The organism is Pseudomonas sp. dw_612, from assembly GCF_018449725.1.
Classification (GTDB): Bacteria; Pseudomonadota; Gammaproteobacteria; order Pseudomonadales; family Pseudomonadaceae; genus Aquipseudomonas.
In genome coordinates this window covers 1-24,183 of record NZ_JAAVVC010000035.1, presented here as the reverse complement: position 1 = coordinate 24,183, position 24,183 = coordinate 1, and the positions used below count along the sequence as shown (strand labels likewise).

The window sequence follows — 24,183 nt, the reverse complement described above, 5'->3', positions numbered from 1 at the left end:
ACAAGTGGCCGACCTTTGCTTATCGAGTCCCGTCGCCGCGCTTATTTGACCGCCATGCAGGTGGTCAACTGGCTGCCGCGCACCGAATTGCCCTTTGCTGCGCCGTCGCGGCCCGAACTGCTGGAGGCACCAGAACCGTTGGTCGTCGCCCCGGTGGTGCCGGCGACCGTGGCTGAGGCGCCCGTGGAACCGGTGGTCAAACCCGCCGAGCGGGTGAAAATCGAGGTGCCGCGGCCTTCACTGGCCAGCACGCGCACCAACGCCAAGGCCGAAGAAGAGGCTGCGCCGGTCGTGGCCAAGGCGCCCGTCGTACCGCCGCCGCGTTTCGCCTTGCAATTGCTGCGCGCCGGGCGCTGCCTGCTGTTGGTGGAGTTACCCACAGGCGAAACCTTCCAGACCCGCGATCCCGCCTACATGTTGCTCAAGGACATGCTGCGCGCCGCCGGTCTGCCAGACAGCCCGCAAATCGTCGGCGAACCGGTGCGCTGGCCGCTGTTGGTCCGCGGCACGATGGATCAGGGGCCGGAAGCGGCCCGCGACTTCGTGCAAGGTTTCCTCTCGGCCCGGCTTGAAGACGCCCCGTGCGTCTGCCTGTGGCTGATCGGCCTGCCGGCGGTGCGTTTTGCCGGTGAGGCCAACGCCGAATCGTTCAACCGTGAACTCCAGGTCGAAGGCCTGGGCTCGGTCTGGGCCCTGCCGGGCCTGGAACTCTTAATGGAAGAGCCACAGCGTAAGGCTGATGTCTGGCAAGCCATGCGTCGGCTGATGGCGCGTTGGAAAGAATCGAATGAGTGACGCTGTATCGTTCCGCCCGATGACCGAGGCGGACATGGACGCTGTACTGAAGATCGAATACGCGGCCTATAGCCACCCCTGGACCCGCGGGATTTTTCTCGATGGTCTGGGCAAGTACCAGATCTGGCTGATGTTCGAAGGTTCGCAGCAGGTTGGCCACGGCGTGGTGCAGATCATTCTGGATGAAGCGCATCTGCTGAACATTACCGTCAAACCGGAAAATCAGGGCCGAGGCCTGGGTTTGACGCTGCTGGAGCACTTGATGTCCCGGGCGTATGACGCCAAGGCGCGGGAGTGTTTCCTGGAAGTGCGTGACAGCAACCGTGGGGCGTTCCGGTTGTATGAGCGGTATGGGTTTAACGAGATTGGCCGGCGTCGGGATTATTATCCGGCGGTGGGTGGGCGCGAGGATGCGGTAGTCATGGCATGCACTTTGGTTGACTGACAGCCTTCAAAAGCTTCGCGAGCAAGCCCGCTCCCACAATGGTTTTGTGTCGAACACGAAACCTGTGGGAGCGGGCTTGCTCGCGAAGGCGATCTACCAGACGCTAGAAAATCAACGATTACCATCCATCGGATCACGCCGCGCCTTCTCCGCCTCATCCAGCCCGTTACCCCCGCCAATATCGTCTTCATCGACAATACTCAAATCCCAATCCGCCTGATCACCTTCGCCGGCTTCATGGGCATCCCGGGCGCCGTCTTCAAGAATCAAGGTTTCCGGGCTCATGTCATCGTCGGTAGACTCATGATCGTCGGTCGAGGCCCCGGTCATGCCGGCTTCGCGCACACGTTCGCGGGGCATCAGGCGTTCGCGTTCGTTTTCCGGTAGCTCGTCACCGATTTTGGCGCTGGGTTCTTCCTCGTCGAAATCCAGCTCATGCATCGAGCCCATGCGGTCTTCGTTGTCGTCGATGGGCTCGGGTTGCACCGCATCGTACGGACGTCGTGATTCAGTCATGGCAATTCCTCATACTGTGGGCCTTACTAGGGTGGACCCACTGGGCGTGCGAGAATTCCACCGGCATGGAGCACTGGGTAAATGCATCACGCGCGTGACCCCGACGGGCGGTCGGCTGTCACAGTTGCGCATCATTCTTGAGGCTTCATTGCATGAACGAATTACAAGATCTGATTGATAACAACGAGCGCTGGGCTGACGCGATCACCAAAGAAGATCCTGATTTCTTCGCCAAACTGGCCCGCCAGCAAACCCCGGAATACCTGTGGATCGGCTGTTCCGATGCCCGGGTGCCGGCAAACGAGATCGTGGGCATGCTACCCGGTGATCTGTTTGTACACCGTAACGTGGCCAACGTGGTGCTGCACACCGACCTCAATTGCCTGTCGGTGATTCAGTACGCGGTGGACGTGCTCAAGGTCAAACACATCCTGGTCACCGGCCATTACGGCTGCGGCGGCGTGCGTGCGTCGATGCAGGACCGTCAGTTGGGCCTGATCGATGGCTGGTTGCGCTCGATTCGTGATCTTTATTATGAAAAGCGCGAAGAACTGGCGAAGTTGCCGACCGAAGAAGAACAGGTTGATCGACTCTGCGAGCTCAACGTGATTCAGCAAGTGGCGAACGTCGGGCACACCAGCATTGTGCAAAACGCCTGGCATCGCGGGCAGAGCCTGTCGATCCACGGTTGCATCTACGGCATCAAGGACGGTCGCTGGAAAAGCCTGAACGCGACCATCAGCGGTTTCGAGCAACTGCCGCCGCAGTATCGCTTGCGTCCGGTCGGGGCGTTGTAAATCCTCAGGTAAAGGCCCTTTGCGCAAATGGCGCAAAGGGCCTTTGTCGTTTCAGAGGTGCGGTGCAGGAGCCGCAGGCACGGGGGCCGGGGCTTGCAGCTGTTGCAACTGCGACTTGACCGGTGGCGTGGCGCACTTGGCTGCTGCGTCGGCCGGCGTCAGGTTGCGGATCGAGGTGTAGAACAGCTCGCAGGTTTTTTCTTTCCGGGTCACTTGCCAGGTCTGGGTACAGCTTTTCAGCTGGGCTGCCGGGTCGCTACCCGGCTTGCTGCCCATTCCCGCCTGCCAGCACGCGGCACTCAGATCCTGGCCCATGACTTTCAGACCCGCAGCGTCGGCCTGGGCTTGGGCATCGGGGCCGGTGTAACTGTCAGGGTCGGCGGCGTACCAGATGTAGCTCGGGTGGTTGGAACCCAATACCGGCACTTTCACCCCGGCACTCGGGCTGATCGTCGCCAGGCCCAGCACACCCACGGTCGCCCCGTATTGCTGCTTGATCCAGTTACGCACCGGCGCACCGAACGCGACCATCGGCAACGCGGCGCCTTTGGCGTTTTGGCTGACTTCCTTGACCATGGTGGTCTGGTAGTCCTTGAAGTAGTCGTAGACGCCTTCGAGGTCTTTGCCGGCGCTGGACGGCGCGGCAATCGGCGCGATGTCGATGATGGTCTGGTAGCCCGGTGTCTGGGCAGCCGGAATGCCGTTATCGACCAGCAGCGTGGCCCAGCGATCAGTGGTGGCCGACTCCAGATAGTCTTGAGCCTGTGTCAGCGAATAATCCGGCGGGAAGTGCAGCAACTCGACGCTTTTGCGGTTTTCCAGGGCCATGCCCAACGGCAGGAACAGGTACCAGCTATAAGCCCATTTGCCATCGATGTTGAGCTTTTTGGCGCCGTTGTAGGCCAGATCGCCGGCATCGAGTAAGCGGGTCAGGGGTTTGTCATAACCCTTGGGTACGCCAGTGATATCGGCGTAGAGCTGATTGTTATCGGTCTTGACCCGGACTTTCGCGGCGCTGTAACCATCGCGCTGCACGCTCTGCGTCAGGTAATGCTCAACGGTCTGCTCCAGCGTCCAGTTGCGAAAGCAGATTACGTTGCAGTTGTTGGGGTAAGCGAAGAGGCGGGTGACGCGTTCAGTGCTGCCCAGCTTGAGATCGACATCGGCGTGGGCGGCGGCACTCAGGGTGAGGGCCGCGAGGGTAAATCCTGCGAGTTTGAACATGCTCAGATCCTTTTCAGCGTGGGCCCACGTAGGCGGGGGCGGGTACATACTGAAACCAGATGTGTCGGGTGGTCCAGTGTCCCGGCAAAAAAAGATCGCAGCCTTCGGCAGCTCCTACGGGTGTACGTCATCCCAATGTAGGAGCAGCCGAAGGCTGCGATCTTTTGCTCTTCAATCAATCACGCCGGAAAGTGCAGCGTGTTAGTCAAATCCCCCATCGGTTTCTGACCCCGGGCGATCATCGCGTCGTCGCGCATTTTGAGCCCGTCGAGGGTTTCCAGCTGAAAGGTGCGGGTGATCAGCCGCAGGATCGAAGCGGTGTCATACACCGTGTGATCCACCGTGCCCTTGCGCGAAAACGGCGAAATCACCAGCGCCGGGATGCGTGTCCCCGGGCCCCAGCGATCACCTTTGGGCGGCGCAACGTGGTCCCACCAGCCGCCGTTTTCGTCGACAGTGATCACCACCACCATGTTTTTCCATTGCGGACTTTGTTGCAGCACTTTCAGCGCCCGGACGATATGCCGGTCGCCGGATGCTATGTCGGCGTAACCGGCATGCATGTTCAGGTTGCCCTGGGGTTTGTAGAACGTCACCGCCGGCAGCTTGCCGGCTTCGGCATCGGCCAGGAACTTGTTAGTGCTCGACTCATCGCCCAAGCCGCCATCGCGCAGGCGTTTGGCGCGTTCGGCCGGGTTTTCCGGGCCCTGGCGCTTGAAGTAGTTGAATGGCTGGTGGTGGTACTGGAAGTTAGGGATTTTCGGGATCGCGCCGGAATCCTTGTACTCATCAATCGTGGCTTGCCACGCGCCGCCGTACCACGCCCAGTCGACGTTCTTTTTCGAGAGCTTGTCGCCGATGTGTTCGTGGGTTTGCGGGACCAGGACGCTGGGCAAAGGCTTGGCGTAGTCCGGGCGCTCGGGGTCGCGGATCCAGGTCGGCCAATACGGCGGCGCCATGGTGTTCACCGCGTAGCCGTCTGGAGTCAGCAGGCTCGGGCCGAATTGCGGCGGGCCGGTCATGGCGCTGGCGGGCGAAGCGTCCAGTGGCTTGAGACGGTTGTCGGTCGGGTCATCGCTTTGCAACGTCGCGATGTTTGGCTTGGCGATCGAGTTGGCGGCATCCGGGTAGAACGGCACCTGGGCGCTGATCAAATATTGATGGTTCAGGTACGAACCACCGAAAGCACCCTGGAAGAAGTTGTCGCAGAGCACGAATTCCTTGGCGACATCCCACAAACGCAATGAATAACGGGTCTGGGTGTAATGCCCCATGGTCAACGCGCCGGAGTCGGCCCAGGCCACAAACCGGTCATTCTTGCCGCCGTTGATCTGCATCTGGTTCTGGTAGAACACATGCCACAGGTCGCGGGTCACCAGGCTCAGCGGTAAGTCTTCGCCTTGCGGGCCTTTGAGGGCAAACGGTGCGTTGGGCAAGTGTTCCTGAAATTGCGTGCCGGCGAGGTAGACCACGCCGTCGAGGGTTTGCGGACCTACCTGATTCAAACCACCCCAAACCGGCGGCAGGGTCGACAACAGATTGCCGTCGCGGTCCCGTTGCTGATAGTCATCCGCCTTGAGCGCCGACAGCGGCTTCTCGATCCCCGGGAAGTCGGCAAACAGGTTATTGAAGCTGCGGTTTTCGCCGTAGATCACCACGACATTCTTCACGTTTTCGTGCAGGGCTTTATCCAGCTCGGCGGGCGTCAGCGGGCGCTCGACCGGTTTACCGACGTCATCACCTTTGGTGCCGCAAGCACTCAGGGTTGCCCCCACACCCAATACGGCCACACCGCCAAGGAAGCGGCGGCGACTGGTGTCGGTGGGTTGATCAGCTTCGGTGGAGGGGAGGTCGTTTCCGTCTTTGTCGTCGGCCATTTCGATTCCTTTTCGCGAAATTGTTGCAATGTGTTTCGGCGGGACGCTAGCAATGATTTGTGACGGAGAGGTTACATCAGAGTTTCGGTTGGTTGAACCGGGATGGCTGACACGCATCCTGTAATGGTGTGCGGTGTTTACCGTCCTCAGGCACTGCTAGACTGGCGCCCTACAGAACCTGGTAAAGGTGAATCATGAAACCCTCCACCGCTCTTGATCTTCAACGTGCAGCCGTCCGCGAGGTCGTTGGCCGATTCCGTACGGCTAACCCTCGAGTATTTGGCTCGGCGCTGCTCGGAACGGATAAAGAGGGAAGTGATCTTGATCTGCTGGTAGATGCACTGCCCGGCGCCACACTTTTTGATCTCGGCGGACTTCAGGTCGAGCTTGAGGATTTGCTTGGTGTAAGGGTCGACCTGCTGACGCCTGGAGACCTTCCAGTCAAGTTTCGTCAGCAGGTGCTTGAACAGGCACGTCCCGTATGACTGAGAACCGTCTTGGCGATTACCTTGACCATATGCGCCTGGCGGCTACAGATGCGCTGACTTTTGTCGAAATACTGAAAGTGTTACCTACCGATCAGGACTGACTGCACCCACTCCCCGAGCAGGTGCAGTCCACGCGGTTACGGCATCACCGGCGCCGTATAAACCAGCGTCGTCCCCAACGCCCACAGCAGAAACAGCACCAGCGGCGTGTGCACCAGCAGTTGCACGAACGAGAACCCGATCAAGTCCCGCGCCTTCAACCCCAGCACGCCCAGCAGCGGCAGCATGTAGAACGGGTTGATCAGGTTCGGCAGGGCTTCAGCGGCGTTGTAGATCTGTACGGCCCAGCCCAGGTGGTAATTCAGGTCAGTGGCCACTTGCATCACGTACGGCGCTTCGATGATCCATTTGCCGCCGCCGGACGGGATGAAGAAACCGAGAATCGCCGAGTAAACGCCCATCAGCAGCGCGTAGGTATCGTGGGACGCGATCTGTACGAAAAAGGTCGAGATGTGGTGGGCCAGTGTCTGGGCGTCGGTGCCTTTGACGGTGGTCATCAACGCCGCGATCGAGCCGTACAGCGGGAACTGGATCAGCACGCCGGTGGTGGTCGGCACTGCCCGGGCCACGGCATCGAGGAAGCTGCGCGGACGCCAGTGCAGCAGGGCGCCGAGCATCAGGAACAGGAAGTTGTAGGTGTTCAACCCGGAGATCGCGCTGATCGCCGGTTTGGTCGAGAACTCATGGAACAGCCATCCGCCCGCCAACAGCACCAACAAAATCGTCAGCAACGGGCTGTGTTCCAGCCATTCGCCGGGGCGGGTGCGCGGTTGCAGGGGCGGCAGGTTGAAACTCGGGTCGATGCCGCAGGCCTTGGCGTCACGCGCGGAGTTCGGGCCGGGCGCGGTGGCGTAGGCGATGATCAGCGAGACCACGATCAGCGCCAGCAACAGCACGCCGGACTGCCAGAGAAAGATCGTTTGAGTGAACGGGATGACGCCAGTGATCGACAGGATCGACGGCGGCAGACTCGCCGGATTGGCCTGCAATTGCGCGGCCGACGACGACAAGCCCAACGCCCAAACGGCGCCTAGGCCCAGATACGCGGCGGCACCGGCGGCGCGGTAATCCATTTTCAGGTCGGTGCGGCGGGCGAGTGCACGTACCAGCAAACCGCCGAACACCAGGGACAGGCCCCAGTTCAGCAGCGACGCGACCATGGAGATCAACGCGACCCAGGCCACGGCGGAACGGCCGTTTTTCGGGATTCGCGCCAGGCGATCGATCAGTTTCACCGCCGGCGGCGAACTGGCGACCACATAACCGCCAATCACCACGAACGCCATTTGCATGGTGAACGGAATCAAACTCCAAAACCCGTCACCGAACGCCATCGCGGCGTCGGTGGGTTTGGCGCCCATGGCCATGGTGGCCACGGCAACGATGATCACCGCCAGGGCCGCGAAGACCCAGGAGTCGGGGAACCAGCGTTCGGCAAAACTTGAGCAGCGCAGTGCAAAGCGGGCATAGCGGCTATCGTCGATATCAGCGGCCACGGGACTACCTCGGATTTTTATGATTATTGTGATGTTCCGGGCCGAAAAGGCCCGTTGGGTCAGGTGCAAACAGTAAATCAATCGTCCCTGTTTTGTGACGAAGTTTTACCAGTTTAGGACTTTGGTCTAACGGGTTGTCCGTCACCGCTTTTGCGTAGACCATGGGCGCCTTGGTTTTTGCCTATGCCAGAGTTCATTTCATGACTGCCAATACCGACACGAGCCCGGCGCCGTTCACCCGTTCGGACTACAAGACCCTGGGCCTTGCAGCCCTCGGCGGGGCGCTGGAAATCTACGATTTCATTATTTTCGTATTTTTCGCCCTGACCCTCAGCCAGCTGTTCTTCCCACCGGAAATGCCTGAGTGGCTGCGCTTGCTGCAAAGTTTCGGGATTTTCGTCACCGGCTACCTGGCGCGGCCGCTGGGCGGGATTCTGATGGCGCATTTCGCCGACAGACTGGGGCGCAAGAAAGTCTTCAGCCTGAGCATCCTGATGATGGCGCTGCCGTGCCTGCTGATCGGCATCATGCCGACCTACGCGCAGATCGGTTATTTCGCACCGTTGCTGCTGTTGGCCCTGCGCATTCTTCAAGGCGCGGCGGTGGGCGGTGAAGTGCCGAGCGCCTGGGTGTTTGTCGCCGAGCACGCGCCGGCCGGGCATCGCGGTTACGCGCTCGGATTCCTGCAGGCCGGGCTGACGTTTGGCTATCTGATCGGCGCGTTGACCGCGACCTTTCTGGCCCAGGCCTTCACCCCGGCAGAAATCCTCGATTACGCCTGGCGCTATCCGTTCCTGCTCGGTGGCGTGTTTGGCGTGATTGGTGTCTGGCTGCGGCGCTGGCTCAGCGAAACGCCGGTGTTCATGGCCATGCAGGCCCGCCGCGATGCAGCGGTCGAACTGCCGCTGCGTACCGTGTTGCGTGAACATCGCCTGGCGATGCTGCCGGCGATGATCCTCACTTGCGTGCTGACCTCCGCTGTGGTGGTCTTCGTGGTCATCACCCCGACCATGATGCAGAAAACGTTCGGCATGACCGCCAGCCACACCTTCGCCCTGAGCGCCTTGGGCATCGTGTTCCTGAATATTGGGTGTGTGCTCGCCGGTTTGCTGGTCGATCGCATTGGCGCGTGGCGCACGGTAATGCTTTACAGCCTGTTGCTGCCACTGGGCATCGGCGTGCTTTACACCTGCCTGATCATCGGCGGTAGCTGGATTGGCCTGGCCTATTCGGTGGCCGGCCTCAGTTGTGGAGTGGTCGGCGCGGTGCCGTCGGTGATGGTCAGCCTGTTCCCGGCGCGGATTCGCGTCTCGGGGATTTCCTTCACCTACAACATTGCCTACGCGGCGTGGGCGAGTGTCACGCCGCTGTTGTTGATTGGTCTGATGCCGTGGAGTCCGTGGATCTGTGTGATGTTCTGCGCGGTGATGGGCGCAGTGGGCGTGGGTAGCGCAGCGTATTTCGGCGCGCGCATGCCCCATGTCGGGAGCCGTTCCGTGGCGCCGTGCCTTTAGCTATCCGAGGGACGTGGCTGCCATCACGTCAACCAATGCCACCACAACAACGTCCCCACCAACCCCACCACCGACACGATGGTTTGCAGAATCGACCAGACCCAGATCGTCTGCTTGAGCTGCAAGCCAAAGTACTCGCGCACCATCCAGAACCCGGCGTCGTTCACGTGGCAGAAAAACACCGAGCCGGCGCCAATCGCCAACGCCACCAATGAGCTTTGCGTCGCCGCCAGCCCCGCCATCATCGGCGCCAGAATGCCCGCCGTGGTCGTGGTCGCCACCGTGGCCGAACCGGTGGCCTGACGCAACGCGACGGCGATCAGCCAGGCCAGCAGCAAGTACGGCATGTGCGCGCCTTCAGCCACTTTGCTGATGGTCTGGCTGATGCCGGCGTCGAGTAGCGTCTGTTTCAAGCCACCGCCGGCACCGATGGTCAGCAGCAACACGGCAATCGGCGCCAGGCTTTTGCGCAACGTGCCACCCACGTGTTCACGGGGCATGCCGTTGGCCCAGCCGAGGCAGATCACTGCGGCCATCACCGCAATGCCCAACGCTACCAACGGTTCGCCGAGGAACTTCAGGGTCAGGGCGGCGGTGCTTTCCGGGCTCATCGCGACTTTCGCCAAGGTGCTGCCGAGCATCAGCAACACCGGCAACAGGATAATCAGCAGCGATATCCCAAAGCTCGGCTGGCGCGGGGCCTTGGGCGGGGCACTGAACAATGCGCCGAGTTCAGCCGGCTCCTCGACATGCATACGTTTCGACAGCCAATTGCCGTAGATCGGGCCGGCCAGCATCACCGCCGGGATTGCGATACTGAACCCCAGCAACATGGTCAGCCCGAGGTCGGCGTGCAACGCGCTGACCGCAATCAGCGGCCCGGGGTGCGGTGGCATCAAGGCATGCAGTGTGGTCATCCCGGCCAGCGCCGGAATCGCGATCTTCAGCAACGGCTGACCCGAACGGCGTGCCATGACGAAGATGATCGGCACCATCATCACCAGGCCCACTTCGAAGAACAGCGGCAGGCCAATCACCATCGCCACCAGCGCCATCACCCACGGCAACGACTTGCCTTTACCCAGCCCGAGCAAGGTCGAAGCGATGCGATCTGCGGCACCGGATTCGGCCATCAACGCACCGAGCATCGAACCCAGGGCAATGATGATCCCCGCCTCCCCAAGAATCGCCCCGGCGCCTTTGCTGAACGCTTTGGCCACGTCTTCGGGCGGCAAACCGGCGCCGACACCGGCAATGAACGTACCGATCAGAATCGACAGAAAGGGCGGGAGTTTGGTGGCGCTGATCAACACGATAATCGTGGCAATCGCCAGCAGGACGCAAAGGATCAAACGGGTGTCGTGAACCAGCCAGGCAGCGGTCGATAACTCCAAAACGGGACTCCTTATCGGGCGGATACCGTTGCAACATGTTGTTGCAATTTAGTTGGAGGATACCTGAAGTGGCCGGGGTAGAGCGGTGGGTTTTGTAACGGGTTCACGTAGCGCGACAGAGTCAGTGTCACGTCGCCATTATTTTTGTAGGACTCCCCCTAAACACTCTTCAGAAAATATCCCCGAGGCCGATGGAGAGGCTGTACACCGTCTTCTATCCCTGCCCATCGGTGCTTTCCATGTTCAATAAACGCTTGAAGCAGGAGCTGTCGGCTCTTCGCGAAGAACTCTCCAGCCTCCTGCAAGTGAAGGACAGCCTGGAAAGCGAGATGATGGTCCTGACCCTCGACCCCGATGGACGGGTTCAATCGGTCAACCAGAACTTCCTCGGCGAGATGCTCTACAAGAACAACGATCTGGTCGGTCGGCACATCGAGGACATCGCCCCGGCTCATGTGAAGTCGGACGAGTTTCATCAACGGTTCAAAAGCGCGCTGACCCGTGGCGAACATTTCGCCGGTACCGTGCGTTTGCTGCGCGGCAATGGCGTCGAAGCCTGGCTGCGTTCAATTCTGCAACCGGTGCGATCTGCGGACGGTCGCATCAAGCATTTCTCGATTTATTCCAGCGACCTGACCCGCACCATCGAAGCGTCTCGCGAGCACGAGAACCTGATCGGTGCGCTGGTGCGGTCGACGGCGGTGATCGAGTTCGACCTCAACGGCAATGTGCTGAGCGCCAATGAGCGCTTTCTCAACGGCATGGGTTACAGCCTGGCGCAGATTCAGGGCAAACATCACCGCACCTTTTGTGTGCCGGAGGAATACAACAGCGCCGAGTACCAGAACTTCTGGCGTCGCCTGAACAATGGCGAATTTGTGGCCGGCCGCTTCAAGCGCGTCGACAGCCACGGTCGTACGGTCTGGCTGGAGGCGTCCTACAACCCGGTGGTTGATGCCAACAACAAACTCTACAAAGTGGTGAAGTTCGCCACGGTGATTACCGATCAGGTCAATCAGGAGCAGGCGGTTGCCGAGGCGGCCAACATCGCCTACAGCACGTCGCTGCAAACTGACAACAGCGCCCAGCGCGGCACGACGGTGGTGACTCAGGCGGTGAACGTGATGCGCGACCTCGCCAAACACATGCAAACCGCCGGCGAAGGCATTGAAGCCCTGAATGAGCAGTCGCTGGTGATCGGCACCATCGTCAAGACCATCAGCGGCATTGCCGAGCAGACCAACCTGTTAGCACTCAACGCGGCCATCGAAGCGGCACGTGCCGGCGAGCAGGGCCGGGGTTTTGCGGTGGTGGCGGACGAAGTCCGGCAACTGGCGTCACGCACCAGCCAGGCGACGGATGAAATTGTCGGCGTGGTGCGGCAGAACCAGGAAATGGCCCGCAACGCCGTGAGCCTGATGACCGACGGCAAACTCCAGGCAGAACAAGGTTTGGCGCTGGCGGCGGAGGCCGGCACGGTGATCGTCGAGATTCAGGACGGCGCGCAGAAAGTGGTGAACGCGGTCGGGCAGTTTGCCAATCAATTGGCGACTTGATTCGCGCCATCGGGTTGCCGCTACAATCGGCGTTTTCCCCGGAGCAGACATCCATGACCGTTTCCCATCGCCGTCCGGTTCCGTTGTCCAAGGCGTATCGCCTGCTCAATCACGGGCCGACCGTGCTGGTCAGCGCGGCCCACGACGGCCAGCGCAACATCATGGCCGCTGCGTGGGCCATGCCGCTGGATTTTGAACCGCCGAAAATCGCCGTGGTGTTGGACAAAGCCACCTGGACCCGACAACTGCTGGAAGCCTCGGGCACGTTCGTGGTCAACGTGCCCTGCGTCGCTCAGGCCGATATCGTGCAAACCGTTGGCTCGACATCCGGCCTGGCGTTGACCCGCGAGCAAAGCCAGGACAAGTTCCAGGCCTATGGCTTGCAGACCTTCAGCGGTGACTTGATTGATGCGCCGATGCTGGAAGGTTGCGTCGCGTGGCTGGAGTGCCGTCTGCTGCCGGAGCCGCACAATCATCAGCAATACGACCTGTTTCTGGCCGAGGTGATTGCCGCGCAAGCCGATGAGCGCGTGTTCAGCGACGGCCGTTGGCACTTCGAAGGGCATGACGCGCTGCGCACCTTGCACCATGTCGCCGGTGGCCACTTCCTGAAAATCGGTGACCCGGTGGATGGCAAGAATCTGCTGGAGTCAGTCTGAAGACACCACCTTGTGGGAGCGGGCTTGCTCGCGAATGCGGTTGAATGTTCAACATTAATGTCGACTGACACGCCGCCTTCGCGGGCAAGCCCGCTCCCACAGGGACAGATGTGTTCAGTTCAAATCCACAGATCATTCACCGCCGTGAGTTCACCCCCTTCACTGCCGGTGTTGACCACGCCTCTGGGTTCGATCAGCAACAATTTCACTTCCTGCTCCGCCGACGGTTTGTGCTCGATGCCCTTGGGCACGACGTACATTTCACCCGCCGAAACCAGCACGTGACCGTCGCGAAAATCGATGCGCAATTGCCCTTCGAGGACGATGAAGGTTTCGTCGGTGTCCAGGTGATCGTGCCAGATGAAATCCCCCAGCAGCTTCACCACTTTGAACTGGTAGTCATTCATTTCGGCGATGACCCGGGGTGACCAGTGTTGGTCGATCAGGTCGATTTTCTGCAGGAAGTTGAGGCTTTTGAACGTGTTCATCAGGTGGTTCTCCAGAGTGATTCCGGCCCCACGATAACCAGCGCATCGAGGTGATTCTTGAACGATTGTGCGTGACTCAGCGCCGGTGCATTTTCATCCAGCGCGCCGGCGACAAGCCGTAGGTTTTGCTGAACTGGCGGGTCATGTGGCTTTGGTCGGTGAACCCGGCGATCAGCGCGGCGCTGACCAGCGACTGGCCCTGAATCAGCAGTGCGCGGACCAGGTCGAGGCGGCGCATGGTCAGGTAGCGATAAGGGCTGGTGCCGAAAAGCAGGCGGAAATCCCGGGACAGACTCCAGCGGTCGCGACCGCTGTGGTGCGCCAGTTCGTCCAGAGTCACGCTGCGATCCAGCGCGCTGTGCATGAACTCCCGGGCGCGTTCAGCCGCCACATAGTCGAAGCGCTGGCGTTTGTCGGGCATGCCGGACACAGCGCTCAACGCGTGGGCCAGATCGAACAGTGCGTCCTGTTCTTCCAGTGGGTCGAGCGGGTCATCGAGGCTGCGCATCAACACATCGGTGGCGGCGAACAGGCGCGGATCGGTGGACAGGCCGGTCTTGATGAAGGGCAGCGGCTGGCCGCCGAGGATCTGCTGGATCAGCGCCGGTTCGATGTACATCATTCGATAGTGGAAACCGCTGTCGGTGCCGGCCTCGCCGTCGTGGAGTTCGTCCGGGTGCAGCACCAGCGTGCCGCCCGGCAGACTATGGCGCCAGGCGCCGCGGTACTGAAAACTCTGCACCCCGGCCAGGGTGCGGCCGATGGCATAGGTGTCGTGACGGTGGAAGTCGTAGCCGTGACCGGCAAAAAACGCCTCAATACGCTCCAGCCCGCCAACGTTGGGCGCGCGATGGAACCAGTCGCTGGGTGGCGTGTGCTTGGTCATGGTGCCGCTTGTCTCGGGCTCGATGCAGAACACGTTAACCCAGTGACAAAGCGTTGTCTGCTGACGAACGGCATCATCGCTATGCGTAGAAAATGGTTGGTAAATGTTGCAAGGTACAAGGCTTCTCTGCTGCCACGAAGGCGATCCGTCCCATGGAACCGACTCACCTGAGCTATGCCGCGCCGTTATTGTCCCTGGCCTTGCTGTGGACGGTCGCCGTCGTGACGCCTGGCCCGAACTTCTTCAACACCGCGCAATTGGCAGCCAGTTGCTCGCGTCGGCATGGCGTGGTGGCTGCGTTGGGTGTGGCCACGGGCACGGTGTTGTGGGGATTGGCCGGTGGGCTGGGCATCAAGTCGCTGTTCAGCGCGGCGCCGACGCTGTACCTGACGTTCAAGATTGCGGGTGGCTGTTACCTGATCTATCTGGGGTTGAAGCAGTTCAAGCGTCAACCGGCGACGCTGCCGGGTGGTAGCGATTCGCTGAACGGGGCAGGGCGTACGCTGTTGTCGGCGTATGGCCGGGGCTTTGTCGGCAACATGACCAATCCCAAAGCGGCGCTGTTTGTCGCGACGATCTTCGCCACTGCCATGCCGGCTTCGCCGCCACCGATGTTGCTGACACTGGCGGTGTTGACCATGGCCAGCCTGTCATTCAGTTGGTATTGCAGCGTGGCGTTGCTGTTTGCCAGTCGCCGGGTGGCGGGGGCTTATGAGCGTTCGCGCAAGTGGCTGGACCGCTTTGCCGGCAGTTGCTACCTGCTGTTCGGCGCGCATCTGGTGGCCAATCGCTGATTAGGTCAGCGCCGTGGCCACCGGTTGATCGGCCACGGCGGGCGCCCGATTCAATGGTTCGGGCATGGCCACCACCAGCAATATCAGCGCTGTCGCCGCCACCGCCGCCAAAGTCAGGAATGCCGCGCTGTAACCGGCCCACTGCACCACGAGCCCGGCCAAGCCGTTACTCAGTGCGGCGCCCAGGCCGAACACCGTCGACAGCGCGCCCAGGCTCACATTGAAGCGTCCGGTGCCTTGGGTCAGGTCCTTGATCACCACCGGAAACAAGGCGCCGAAGATCCCGGCACCGACGCCGTCGAGCAGTTGCACCGCCACCAGCCAGTACGGGTCATCCGACAAGGTATAAAGCACCCCGCGCAACGGCAGGATCAGGAAACCGGCGAGCAGCAACGGTTTACGTCCCCACACATCGGCCTTCCAGCCCACCAGCAACGCTACCGGCACCATGACCAACTGCGCGGCAACGATGCAGGCGGACGTCAGCGGCGTGGCCATTTGCAGGTTCACCAGGGACAATTTCTGACTCACCAGCGGCAGCATTGCTGCGTTCGCCAGATGAAACAGCCCACAGCAAATAGCGAACACCAGCAACGGGCGGTTGTGCAGCAGCACGTTCAATCCCGAGGGTTGTTCGCCGTGGGCCGGGCCTTGCGGGTCGAAGCCTCGGGCCACGTCGTGATCGATGGCGTGCGGCGCGATGAAGCTGATGGCAATCACACTGGCCAGCGCCATCACGGCCATCAGGTAAAACACCGCCACTGGGCCGAACACATACGCAAATCCCCCGGCCAGCAACGCCGCGACCGCGTTGCCGGCGTGGTTGAACGTTTCGTTGCGCCCGGTGCGGCGAGTGAAGGCTCGCGGCCCGGTGATGCCCAATGAAATGGCGGAAATGGCCGGGGCAAACACCGATGCCGCGACAGCGCTCAAGGCCTGGGTCAGCGCCACCAGCGTGAATGCAGTAATGAACGGCAGTAGCAAACAGCTCAGCGTCACCAGCAGCGCCGCGACGATGATCACCCCGCGTTTGCGATGGGTGCGGTCGATCAGGGCGCCGGCCGGGGTCTGGGTCAACAGCGCGGCGATCCCGGCAATTGTCATCACCAAGCCGATGCTGGCCGGGTCCCAGTGATGCACTGCCAGCAAATAAATCGCCAGGTACGGTCCGAGCCCGTCGCGCACGTCGGCGAGAAAGAAATTGAGCCCGTCCAGGGAGAGGGTGTTGCGACGATCGGTCGGAGCGTTCAAGGGCGGCCTCTGCCTGTTAGGGCGCAGGTGCGTGCTGCGCATTAGCAATGACTCGTCGCGACCGTGCGAAGTTTCAGTCTTTAACTCATCCGCGCTGCCGTGGTATGAAACAGCACATTCACAATGAGGCCAGGCAATGAGCAAGCTGCGGGTTGGGATTATTTTCGGGGGCCGTTCGGCCGAGCATGAAGTGTCGCTGCAATCGGCGAAAAACATCGTCGACGCGCTGGACCGTTCGCGCTTCGAACCGGTGTTGATCGGCATCGACAAGCAAGGCCACTGGCACCTCAACGATCCCTCGAACTTCCTGCTCAATCAGGAAAACCCGGCGCTGATTGCCCTCAATCAATCCAATCGCGAACTGGCGGTGGTGCCAGGCAAGGCCAGTCAGCAATTGGTGGAAACCTCGGGCCAGGAACTGCTGGGCCACGTCGATGTGATCTTCCCGATTGTCCACGGCACCCTCGGCGAAGACGGCTGCCTGCAAGGTTTGCTGCGCATGGCGGATTTGCCGTTTGTCGGCTCCGACGTGCTGGGTTCCGCGGTGTGCATGGACAAGGACATCAGCAAGCGCCTGCTGCGAGACGCCGGGATTGCGGTTACACCATTCGTGACCTTAAACCGTGCCAGCGCCGCGCGCACTGGGTTCGCCGAGGTGCAGGGCAAACTGGGCCTGCCGCTGTTTGTCAAACCGGCGAACCAGGGCTCTTCCGTGGGGGTGAGCAAAGTGACCGACGAAGCCGAATACACGGCAGCGGTTGAACTGGCCTTGGGCTTCGACGAAAAAGTCCTGATCGAATCCGCCGTCAGCGGTCGCGAGATTGAATGCGCGGTGCTCGGCAATGATCAGCCGATCGCCAGTGGGTGTGGCGAGATCGTGGTGCGCAGCGGGTTCTATTCCTACGACAGCAAATACATCGATGATCAGGCTGCGCAAGTGGTGGTGCCGGCTAACATCAGCGTCGAGGCGAGTGAGCGTATTCGTGCCCTGGCCGTCGAGGCCTTTGAGGTGTTGGGTTGTTCAGGATTGGCGCGGGTCGATGTGTTCCTCACCGACAGTGGTGAAGTGTTGATCAACGAGATTAACTCACTGCCCGGTTTTACCCGCATCAGCATGTACCCCAAGTTGTGGCAGGCTACCGGCATGACGTATAGCGAACTGGTCAGCCGCTTGATCGACCTGGCGCTGGAAAAGCATCAGGCACGGCAAGCGTTGAAAATCAGCCGCTAGGCTGTGCGTCATCAGGCCCGGCGCGTAACTGCCTGGAAGGCAAAGTCACCAGCGTGACGGATGGTGCGGTGAATGCTGAAGTGGTGATCCGGCTCGACGGCGGCAGCGAGGTTTATTCGATCGTCACACGTGAGGCGGTTGCAGAGTTGGGGCTGGTGCCGGGCGTGAGCGCGACGGCTGTTATCAAGGCCTCGCATATTATTTTGGGTGTGCGGGCGTGAGTCGGACCCGGAGGCGGGTTTTTCTGCCTCCGGGGTTTGGCGCAAATGGCACTTGATTAAGCAAGCTTCACAGGTTTGATCAAGCTTTCTGCTGGAATTCCGAACAGGTCATGCAGTTTCCAGATCATTGGGAGCGTCAAGGCGCGCTTGCCGTTAAGCACTTCATAGACGCGGTTTGTGCGGCCTATAGCAGGTGCCAGATCAGCAGCAGACAAGCCGGACTGCTCCATACGAAATTTGATCGCATCGATAGGGTTTGGCAGATCAACCGGAAACTGTTTCGACTCATATGCTTCGATTAGCGTGATCATGATGTCGAAGTAGTCGCCCTCGGGTGTACCCGGCTCAGGCTCATTGTCAAAGAGTGCAGAAACGCTCTTTAGCGCTGCACGGTAATCCTCGTCGGTGTGAATCGGACGAATATTCATGGGTTACTCCATCTCGACGGTATCAGCGTCGATTGCGTCGTACTGCTTGTGGGTGCCGACAAATTTTATGTAGATCGCGCCGAAGCGGTAGGCCACGGCAACTACCAATCGATAGTCATTGCCCTTGATGTTGAACACGACTCTGCGACTTTTAAGAATACTCGCGGTAGCGAAGTGCGCTTTTATGTCCGCAGGTGTCTTCCAGTTCGCTTTTCTTGTCTCGTCAATCCACGCCAAGAAGGATTGCTCCGAATCTGGATGTCTCCCCCAAAAGCTCTTCAGCTGACTGATGGTGATTATTCTCATGGTGTGATCCTAGTCCCGCAGTGGGACTGATGCAAGTCTATGGAGGCGAAGCTGGTGTATGGGAGAGCGTGTTCGATTTTTTTGATGGCAGAAGTAATGGCTAATGCGATGTTGGAGCTGAGCCCCCTCGAAACTTTATCCAAATAGCCCCTAATTGCGGGTAGGAAAAGGCTATGCGAGACAGCTGATCAAGCTCATTCGCCATAAAAAAAGGCCTACCTCCCGGTAAGCCCTTTCTCATCCCTATGTACGATTCAATCCCCCAACGCCTCCCCCTCACGCCGCGGATCCGCTCCACCCGCCAATGACGCTTTCCCGGACGCCTCCTTGACCCGAACAATCGCCTGGGTGCCGCTGGTCATGTCTATTTCATTCACCGCATGCCCTTTGTCCTTCAACGCCTGAATCAGTGCCGGGCTGAATTGACCCTGTTCCAGTTCGGTCGGGCCGTTGCGGCTGCCGAAGTTGGGCAGGCTGATGGCCGCTTGAGGGTCGAGGTTCCAGTCGAGCAGGCCGATGGTGGATTTGGCGACGTATTCGATGATTTGCGAACCGCCGGGAGAGCCGACTGTGGCTACGAATTCGCCGCTCTGGCGATCAAAGATCAGGGTCGGCGCCATGGACGAGCGCGGGCGTTTGCCCGGTTCGACGCGGTTGGCGACTTTCTGGCCGTTCTCTTCGGGGATGAACGAGAAGTCGGTCATCTGGTTGTTGAGCAGAAAGCCCTGGACCATCAGGTGCGAGCCGAACGCGGACTCGACGGTGGTGGTCATGGACACCGCGCCGCCTTCGTCATCGACGGCGACCACTTGCGAGGTGGAGATGCGCAGTGGCGAGCGGTCCGGCGCGTAGGCGACTTGAATGCCCGGCGGCGTACCGGGTTTGGCCGTGCCCATGCTGCGATCGCCGATCAGGGCGGCGCGGCTGGCCAGATACGCCGGGTCCACCAGGCCTTTGACCGGCACTGGCACGAAGTCGGTGTCAGCCACGTATTGCGCGCGGTCGGCGTAGGCCAGGCGTTCGGCCTCGGAAATCAGGTGCACGGCTTCAGGCGTCGGTTCGATTCCGGCAGGCTTGTTGGTCTTGAGCGGTTTGAGTGGCGCCAGGGCCCAGCGCGGGTCGCGGGTTTCCAGGGCTTGCAAGGTGCCGAGGATCTGCGCCACCGCAATCCCGCCCGACGACGGTGGCGGCATGCCGCAGACCTGCCAGCGTTTGTAGTCGGTGCACAGCGGCGCACGTTCCTTGGCTTTGTAAGCCTGAAGATCATTCAACGACAGGCTGCCGGGGTTTTTATGGCCCTGGACCTTGGCGACGATTTCTTCGGCAACCGGTCCTTTGTACAGCGCGTCGGGACCTTCCTTGGCGATGCGTTTCAGCACGGCGGCCAATGCCGGATTCTTCAGTTGTGTGCCGACGGCTTTTGGACTGCCATCAGCATTCAGAAAGTACGCCACCATGTCCGGCGAACGCCGAAGGGACGAGTCCGAAGTAATCAGCAGATGCAAACGCGGCGAGATCGCAAAGCCTTGCTCCGCGAGTTTGATCGCCGGCTCGAACAGCGTCGCCCAAGGCAGGCGCCCGTGTTTCTGATGCGCCAGCTCAAGCGCCCGCAACACCCCCGGCGTCCCCACTGAGCGACCACCAATCTGCGCCTGGGTGAACTGCATCGGCGTGCCGTCGGCTTGCAGGAAAAGTTTCTCGGTGGCGCCAGACGGAGCGGTTTCTCGACCGTCATAAGTGCGCACGGCCTTACCGTCCCACAACACGATCAGTGCTCCGCCGCCGATGCCCGACGATTGTGGTTCCACCAAGGTCAACACCGCTTGCATCGCAATGGCCGCATCGATGGCCGAACCGCCCTGACGCAGCATCTCGCGCCCGGCGGCAGCGGCCAGCGGATTGGCCGCTGCCGCCATGTGTTTGGAGGCGTGGCGGGTTTGCAGGTCCGTGCGAAAACCGGTGGCGGCTTCCGGCGCCAGGGGCAACGTCGAAGAGGGTGGCGCGTTGCACGCGGCGAGGGTCAATGCGGTGGCGATCAGCGACAGGGCTGACAAGCGATAGCGGCTCAAATGGAAGGCTGAGAACACGCGGGGCACTCCGTCCGTGGGAAAAGATTCAGGGACTTTATCGGCCGACCGGGTGCGACGCAAACCGCGTCCGACAGCGAAGACACTTTTGTCCTTCATCCGTCGGTGTATTTTCTGTAGGGTCGAGAACATCAAAGCGGCCAGAAAACCAACAAGAGGCACACATGCACACCGAGTTTCCTATCCCGCCGAGTTACCGTGGGCAACGTGAACAATTCCTCGCGGCGGCCACCGCTGCCGGCGCGACGTTGACTGAATATTCGCACCCGCTCAAAGGGCCGTTCGGTGAATCGTTGAGCACCGATGTGGCAGTGCTCGGCGATCCGGCGGCCAAACGCCTGCTGATTGCGCTGAGCGGCACCCATGGCGTGGAAGGCTTCTACGGCTCCGGGTGTCAGATCAAATGGTTGCAGGACTTGGGCAAGCGTTCGCTGCCGGCGGATGTGGCGGTGGTGATGATTCATTTGATCAACCCGTGGGGCACGGCGTGGTTGCGTCGGGTCAATGAAGACAACATCGACCTTAACCGCAATCACCTGGATTTCGCGCGTCCGCTGCCGGACAACCAGGCCTACGGGTTGCTCCATGACATCTACGCCAGCACCGAGTTGCGCGGTCCCGAGCGTGAGCGCGCCGATGCCTTGCTCGACGGGCAGATCAAGGAGCACGGCTGGCCGGCGGTGATGTCGATTGTCGAGGGCGGTCAGCACAGTCATCCCGATGGTCTGTTCTACGGCGGCCTCGCGCCGAGCTGGTCGAACCGCACGCTGCGCCAGATCATGCACAACCATGTCGCCCATGCCGACGTCGCGATGTGCTTCGACTTGCACACCGGGGCAGGGGAGTACGGTCATCCGATGCTGCTGACCATCACCGAAGCGGCTTACCCGGCGCTGGAAGAGGCTCAAGCGATTTACGGTCCATGGCTCTACACCTTGCACACCGGCGCCAACACCACCAGCGAAACCGGGATCGCGGCGACCGCAACCGGTTACACCTCGCAGGCATTGCTGAACGCCTTGCCGCAGGTGCGGTTGATGCCGTTTGTGATTGAGTGCGGGACCTATCCGGGGCCGGACGTTCATCGCCATTTGCGCGATGATCATTGGTTGCATCTGCACGGCAACCCGAGTGATGCGGTTGGGCGCGGGATCAAACTGAATCTGCTGGAGCAGTTCTATCCGGCTGACAGCGACTGGCAGGCCATGGTCTGGCTGCGCACATGGCAGATTTGGGAGCGGGGGTTGTCGGCGCTGGCGACGATGCGAGCCTGACGGGAGCGGGCACTTTTTCGAGGCATAAAAAAACGGCCTACCTTTCGGTAAGCCGTTTTTAGTACTTGGTGGCTACACAGGGACTTGAACCCCGGACCCCAGCATTATGAATGCTATGCTCTAACCAACTGAGCTATGTAGCCAAGTGGCGCGCATTATTCACCGGTAATGCAGATGCGTCAAGCGTAAATCTAAAATATTTCTCTACACTTTCAACCGCTTATCCTCCTGAACCGAAAAATCGGCCCGGGGCAGGGCGTCAGCGCAGCTGAAATCTCCCGGTATTCGCACTCAAGGCCTTGCTGCCCTGGCTCAAGGTGTCTGCCGCAAGGTTCACGGCCCGCGCGCCTTCCAGCAACCTGACGGCAGCCTGATCGACCTGTTGGATATTGCCGCTGACCTCATCGGCGGTGCTCGCTTGCTCTTCAACGGCCGTGGCGATTTGCGCCAGGGTATCGGTGACGCTCTGCACCGCGCTGGCGATTTCCCCCAGGCGTTCGCCCAGGCCAGTGACGGCTTGGGCGTCAGACTGAGCCTGGCCGCAAGCGGCTTCCATCAGGCTCACCGCTTCATTCACGGTGTTACGCAGACTGTCGACGGTGCCGGCGATTTGCGCGGTGGACGACTGCGTGCGCTGGGAAAGACTGCGCACCTCATCGGCCACCACGGCAAAGCCGCGACCTTGCTCGCCCGCGCGCGCGGCTTCGATGGCGGCGTTGAGCGCCAAGAGGTTGGTCTGCTCGGCGACGCCACGAATGGTGTCGACCACCAATTGAATCTGTTGCCCTTGCTCACTGACCCGGCCCAATGCCGCAGCGGTGTCGTTGAGCCGCTGATTGAGCTGTTGAATGCTCGCCGTGGTGCGTTGGCTGTCGCGGCTGCTGTCGGCGGCGATGCGCTGGGTGTGCTGGGCGCTGCCGGACGCCTGTTCACAACTCTGGGCAACCCCTTGGGAGGTGGCGGCCAGTTGCGTGGCAGCAGCGGCGATCTGGCTGATCTGGATTTGCTGGGCCTCGACTTCCCCCAGCGCTCCGCTGGAATGATCATTGAGGGTGCGCACGGCATTGCTCAGTTGCAACGTCTCGTGATCGACCCCGAGCAAGCTGTTGCGCAATTGCACCACGGCAACGTTGAGCGCGGTGCTGATCGCTGCCAGCTCGTCACGCCCTTGCACCGGCACTTGCAGGCTCAGGTTGCCGTCGCGCAGGGCTTCGGCCAATACGGTGATGCCGCTGGCGCTGCGACGGATCGAGGCCTGCAAGCACACGAACAGATACAGCGCGGCCAACAGCAGGCAACCGAAGATCGTCGCCACCAGGATGAACTGGCGGATGGCGGAGCTGTGGTAGTAATCCAGGCGTTGATCCAGCGACACCAGCGATTGCTGACGCAACGAGGCGAGATCTGTCAGCAGCGAATCGAGGTTGCGTTCGAAGTCTTCCGGCTTGAGGTTGATGCTGCCGCCGAACACGCCGTCGTCCAGCACTTTCAAGGTCGAATCGAGGTGCTTGAGGCTGTCATGGTATTGCCCAGCCCAGGTTTGCAGGGCGCTGGGCAGACGAGCTTCGAGCAGGCTGGCAGTTTTTACAAGCTGCTCCCGGGCATCACCGATGCGACTGCGCAAATCCCGCAGTTGCAGACGGCTTTGCAGGGTGAATTGGCCCGATACCACTGAGGCCTGGCCGACCGCCGCAAGACGTCCGACCCGTTCAATCAGGTCTGGCGCATGTTGTGTGGAAATCTGCGTCAGCAAATAGGTTTCCAGCCACGGCGCCAGGGTCAGGCGATTGTCCATGACGATTTGTTCGCGCAAGGCTTGCAGGGCGCTCAGGGCATTGGTGAAGCGATCGTAACCGTCCGGCCACCAGCCGACGCTGCTCAGGCTTTTCGAGTCCAGGCTGTTGAGAGCGGTTTGCAGGGCTTGATAGCGGGTCAGGGTTTCACCCTCGGCGCCTTCGGTTTTCAAGGCATTGCCCAGGTCCGTGGTGGCTTGGGCGACGGCAGGCTGCACGGCATCGAAAGCGCCCATGGCGGCGATCGTGGCCGGCGTCGGCTGGCGATTGGTTTCGGTGGCGCGCCAACGGGCTGCGCGGTCACGTTGGGCGGCAAGCAGGTTATCGAGGGCGTCCAGGGCCAGCAGTTGACGAACCCCGGCACGTTCGCCGGAAATGAGCTGCAGTTTGTCGCGATAATCCTGGCCGATCATCAACAGGCTGCCGGCCAGCGGCAGGATAAATAGTAGAAACAGCAACTGAAACTTGCGTGCGAAGCCAAAACGCCCCAGCAGTCCGATCCCCGGTGATAAAAAAGCCTGCATGCCCCATGACTCCTCTGGACACCACGCACCATTGGCGTGCGTCGTGGTCGATGCGACCGCGACTTGTGCCCTTTTAAAA

22 protein-coding genes, 1 tRNA gene and 1 pseudogene are annotated in these 24,183 nt (G+C 60.8%); 11 read left to right on the top strand and 13 right to left on the bottom strand.

The genetic code is table 11. From position 1 onward, the window contains the following. Positions 1-54 precede the first annotated feature (54 nt). Positions 55-795: an energy transducer TonB gene (locus HB680_RS31260; RefSeq protein WP_213942142.1), complete on the top strand. Its 741-nt coding sequence runs from the start codon at positions 55-57 to the stop codon at positions 793-795. After that, the gene (gene rimI / locus HB680_RS31255; protein WP_149661172.1) at positions 788-1,240 is read left to right on the top strand and encodes a ribosomal protein S18-alanine N-acetyltransferase; all 453 of its coding nucleotides are present in this window, start codon (positions 788-790) and stop codon (positions 1,238-1,240) included. The genes HB680_RS31260 and rimI overlap by 8 nt, the downstream gene beginning before the upstream one ends. Before the next feature lie 111 nt (positions 1,241-1,351). On the opposite strand, the gene HB680_RS31250 is transcribed toward rimI, so the two are convergent. Continuing rightward, positions 1,352-1,756 (bottom strand): serine kinase/phosphatase, encoded by a 405-nt coding sequence (locus HB680_RS31250; RefSeq protein WP_213942137.1) that lies wholly within the window; start codon positions 1,754-1,756, stop codon positions 1,352-1,354. Between the two features lie 152 nt (positions 1,757-1,908). On the opposite strand from HB680_RS31250, the gene can reads away from it, so the two are divergent. Beyond that, on the top strand, positions 1,909-2,553 hold the full coding sequence (gene can, locus HB680_RS31245) for a carbonate dehydratase (RefSeq protein ID WP_213942135.1): 645 nt from the start codon (positions 1,909-1,911) through the stop codon (positions 2,551-2,553). A 51-nt stretch (positions 2,554-2,604) separates the two neighbouring features. Here the strand turns inward: can and HB680_RS31240 are convergent, their stop codons facing one another. Together HB680_RS31240 and HB680_RS31235 are read right to left on the bottom strand one after the other, a co-directional pair. Continuing rightward, positions 2,605-3,777 (bottom strand): hypothetical protein, encoded by a 1,173-nt coding sequence (locus tag HB680_RS31240; protein ID WP_213942133.1) that lies wholly within the window; start codon positions 3,775-3,777, stop codon positions 2,605-2,607. Positions 3,778-3,956: 179 nt separating this feature from the next. Continuing rightward, entirely contained in the window at positions 3,957-5,654 is a 1,698-nt protein-coding gene (locus tag HB680_RS31235; protein ID WP_213942132.1) for an acid phosphatase, read from the bottom strand. A 194-nt stretch (positions 5,655-5,848) separates the two neighbouring features. On the opposite strand from HB680_RS31235, the gene HB680_RS31230 reads away from it, so the two are divergent. Next, complete coding sequence (locus HB680_RS31230; protein WP_213942131.1) at positions 5,849-6,139, top strand: nucleotidyltransferase family protein; 291 nt, start codon at positions 5,849-5,851, stop codon at positions 6,137-6,139. A 140-nt stretch (positions 6,140-6,279) separates the two neighbouring features. On the opposite strand, the gene HB680_RS31220 is transcribed toward HB680_RS31230, so the two are convergent. Further along, positions 6,280-7,698, bottom strand: a complete 1,419-nt coding sequence (locus HB680_RS31220) for a TIGR00366 family protein (protein ID WP_054045733.1) — start codon at positions 7,696-7,698, stop codon at positions 6,280-6,282. Positions 7,699-7,898: 200 nt separating this feature from the next. On the opposite strand from HB680_RS31220, the gene HB680_RS31215 reads away from it, so the two are divergent. Further along, on the top strand, positions 7,899-9,212 hold the full coding sequence (locus tag HB680_RS31215) for an MFS transporter (protein ID WP_213942129.1): 1,314 nt from the start codon (positions 7,899-7,901) through the stop codon (positions 9,210-9,212). A 23-nt stretch (positions 9,213-9,235) separates the two neighbouring features. Here HB680_RS31215 and HB680_RS31210 read toward each other — a convergent pair whose 3' ends face one another. Further along, complete coding sequence (locus HB680_RS31210; RefSeq protein ID WP_213942128.1) at positions 9,236-10,606, bottom strand: gluconate:H+ symporter; 1,371 nt, start codon at positions 10,604-10,606, stop codon at positions 9,236-9,238. A gap of 239 nt (positions 10,607-10,845) precedes the next feature. On the opposite strand from HB680_RS31210, the gene HB680_RS33045 reads away from it, so the two are divergent. Together HB680_RS33045 and HB680_RS31200 are read left to right on the top strand one after the other, a co-directional pair. Further along, entirely contained in the window at positions 10,846-12,162 is a 1,317-nt protein-coding gene (locus HB680_RS33045) for a PAS domain-containing methyl-accepting chemotaxis protein (protein WP_213942127.1), read from the top strand. A gap of 53 nt (positions 12,163-12,215) precedes the next feature. Then, complete coding sequence (locus tag HB680_RS31200) at positions 12,216-12,821, top strand: flavin reductase family protein (RefSeq protein WP_213942126.1); 606 nt, start codon at positions 12,216-12,218, stop codon at positions 12,819-12,821. Between the two features lie 119 nt (positions 12,822-12,940). Here the strand turns inward: HB680_RS31200 and HB680_RS31195 are convergent, their stop codons facing one another. Then, positions 12,941-13,309 (bottom strand): cupin domain-containing protein, encoded by a 369-nt coding sequence (locus HB680_RS31195; protein WP_213942124.1) that lies wholly within the window; start codon positions 13,307-13,309, stop codon positions 12,941-12,943. 76 nt (positions 13,310-13,385) lie between these two features. Next, on the bottom strand, positions 13,386-14,195 hold the full coding sequence (locus HB680_RS31190; RefSeq protein ID WP_213942123.1) for an AraC family transcriptional regulator: 810 nt from the start codon (positions 14,193-14,195) through the stop codon (positions 13,386-13,388). Between the two features lie 152 nt (positions 14,196-14,347). Here HB680_RS31190 and HB680_RS31185 point away from each other — a divergent pair, with 152 nt between their 5' ends. Continuing rightward, the gene (locus HB680_RS31185; RefSeq protein WP_213942122.1) at positions 14,348-14,989 is read left to right on the top strand and encodes a LysE family transporter; all 642 of its coding nucleotides are present in this window, start codon (positions 14,348-14,350) and stop codon (positions 14,987-14,989) included. On the opposite strand, the gene HB680_RS31180 is transcribed toward HB680_RS31185, so the two are convergent. Further along, complete coding sequence (locus HB680_RS31180) at positions 14,990-16,240, bottom strand: MFS transporter (protein WP_213942121.1); 1,251 nt, start codon at positions 16,238-16,240, stop codon at positions 14,990-14,992. Positions 16,241-16,376: 136 nt separating this feature from the next. Here HB680_RS31180 and ddlA point away from each other — a divergent pair, with 136 nt between their 5' ends. Beyond that, the gene (ddlA, locus tag HB680_RS31175) at positions 16,377-17,471 is read left to right on the top strand and encodes a D-alanine--D-alanine ligase (RefSeq protein WP_213942120.1); all 1,095 of its coding nucleotides are present in this window, start codon (positions 16,377-16,379) and stop codon (positions 17,469-17,471) included. A 20-nt stretch (positions 17,472-17,491) separates the two neighbouring features. Beyond that, positions 17,492-17,692: pseudogene (locus HB680_RS31170) on the top strand (TOBE domain-containing protein); the annotation flags it as partial. Positions 17,693-17,748: 56 nt separating this feature from the next. Here HB680_RS31170 and HB680_RS31165 read toward each other — a convergent pair. The 3 genes from HB680_RS31165 to ggt form a co-directional block, all read right to left on the bottom strand. Beyond that, positions 17,749-18,120: a helix-turn-helix domain-containing protein gene (locus tag HB680_RS31165; protein ID WP_213942119.1), complete on the bottom strand. Its 372-nt coding sequence runs from the start codon at positions 18,118-18,120 to the stop codon at positions 17,749-17,751. 3 nt (positions 18,121-18,123) lie between these two features. After that, on the bottom strand, positions 18,124-18,426 hold the full coding sequence (locus tag HB680_RS31160) for a type II toxin-antitoxin system HigB family toxin (protein WP_213942118.1): 303 nt from the start codon (positions 18,424-18,426) through the stop codon (positions 18,124-18,126). Between the two features lie 254 nt (positions 18,427-18,680). Then, on the bottom strand, positions 18,681-20,513 hold the full coding sequence (gene ggt / locus HB680_RS31155; protein ID WP_213942117.1) for a gamma-glutamyltransferase: 1,833 nt from the start codon (positions 20,511-20,513) through the stop codon (positions 18,681-18,683). 164 nt (positions 20,514-20,677) lie between these two features. Here ggt and HB680_RS31150 point away from each other — a divergent pair, with 164 nt between their 5' ends. Beyond that, a complete protein-coding gene (locus tag HB680_RS31150) occupies positions 20,678-21,787 on the top strand; it encodes a DUF2817 domain-containing protein (RefSeq protein WP_213942116.1) in 1,110 nt (369 codons plus the stop codon). A 66-nt stretch (positions 21,788-21,853) separates the two neighbouring features. On the opposite strand, the gene HB680_RS31145 is transcribed toward HB680_RS31150, so the two are convergent. Together HB680_RS31145 and HB680_RS31140 are read right to left on the bottom strand one after the other, a co-directional pair. Further along, positions 21,854-21,930, bottom strand: a tRNA-Met gene (locus tag HB680_RS31145). A 116-nt stretch (positions 21,931-22,046) separates the two neighbouring features. Further along, positions 22,047-24,104 (bottom strand): methyl-accepting chemotaxis protein, encoded by a 2,058-nt coding sequence (locus HB680_RS31140; RefSeq protein ID WP_213942115.1) that lies wholly within the window; start codon positions 24,102-24,104, stop codon positions 22,047-22,049. Positions 24,105-24,183: the final 79 nt, after the last annotated feature.

Coding starts and splice junctions, on each gene's coding strand:
- HB680_RS31260 (WP_213942142.1), top strand. CDS start 55: ATGCAGGTGGTCAACTGGCTGCCGCGCACCGAATTGCCCTTTGCTGCG.
- rimI (WP_149661172.1), top strand. CDS start 788: ATGAGTGACGCTGTATCGTTCCGCCCGATGACCGAGGCGGACATGGAC.
- HB680_RS31250 (WP_213942137.1), bottom strand. CDS start 1,756: ATGACTGAATCACGACGTCCGTACGATGCGGTGCAACCCGAGCCCATC.
- can (WP_213942135.1), top strand. CDS start 1,909: ATGAACGAATTACAAGATCTGATTGATAACAACGAGCGCTGGGCTGAC.
- HB680_RS31240 (WP_213942133.1), bottom strand. CDS start 3,777: ATGTTCAAACTCGCAGGATTTACCCTCGCGGCCCTCACCCTGAGTGCC.
- HB680_RS31235 (WP_213942132.1), bottom strand. CDS start 5,654: ATGGCCGACGACAAAGACGGAAACGACCTCCCCTCCACCGAAGCTGAT.
- HB680_RS31230 (WP_213942131.1), top strand. CDS start 5,849: ATGAAACCCTCCACCGCTCTTGATCTTCAACGTGCAGCCGTCCGCGAG.
- HB680_RS31215 (WP_213942129.1), top strand. CDS start 7,899: ATGACTGCCAATACCGACACGAGCCCGGCGCCGTTCACCCGTTCGGAC.
- HB680_RS33045 (WP_213942127.1), top strand. CDS start 10,846: ATGTTCAATAAACGCTTGAAGCAGGAGCTGTCGGCTCTTCGCGAAGAA.
- HB680_RS31200 (WP_213942126.1), top strand. CDS start 12,216: ATGACCGTTTCCCATCGCCGTCCGGTTCCGTTGTCCAAGGCGTATCGC.
- HB680_RS31195 (WP_213942124.1), bottom strand. CDS start 13,309: ATGAACACGTTCAAAAGCCTCAACTTCCTGCAGAAAATCGACCTGATC.
- HB680_RS31190 (WP_213942123.1), bottom strand. CDS start 14,195: ATGACCAAGCACACGCCACCCAGCGACTGGTTCCATCGCGCGCCCAAC.
- HB680_RS31185 (WP_213942122.1), top strand. CDS start 14,348: ATGGAACCGACTCACCTGAGCTATGCCGCGCCGTTATTGTCCCTGGCC.
- ddlA (WP_213942120.1), top strand. CDS start 16,377: ATGAGCAAGCTGCGGGTTGGGATTATTTTCGGGGGCCGTTCGGCCGAG.
- HB680_RS31165 (WP_213942119.1), bottom strand. CDS start 18,120: ATGAATATTCGTCCGATTCACACCGACGAGGATTACCGTGCAGCGCTA.
- HB680_RS31160 (WP_213942118.1), bottom strand. CDS start 18,426: ATGAGAATAATCACCATCAGTCAGCTGAAGAGCTTTTGGGGGAGACAT.
- HB680_RS31150 (WP_213942116.1), top strand. CDS start 20,678: ATGCACACCGAGTTTCCTATCCCGCCGAGTTACCGTGGGCAACGTGAA.
- HB680_RS31140 (WP_213942115.1), bottom strand. CDS start 24,104: ATGCAGGCTTTTTTATCACCGGGGATCGGACTGCTGGGGCGTTTTGGC.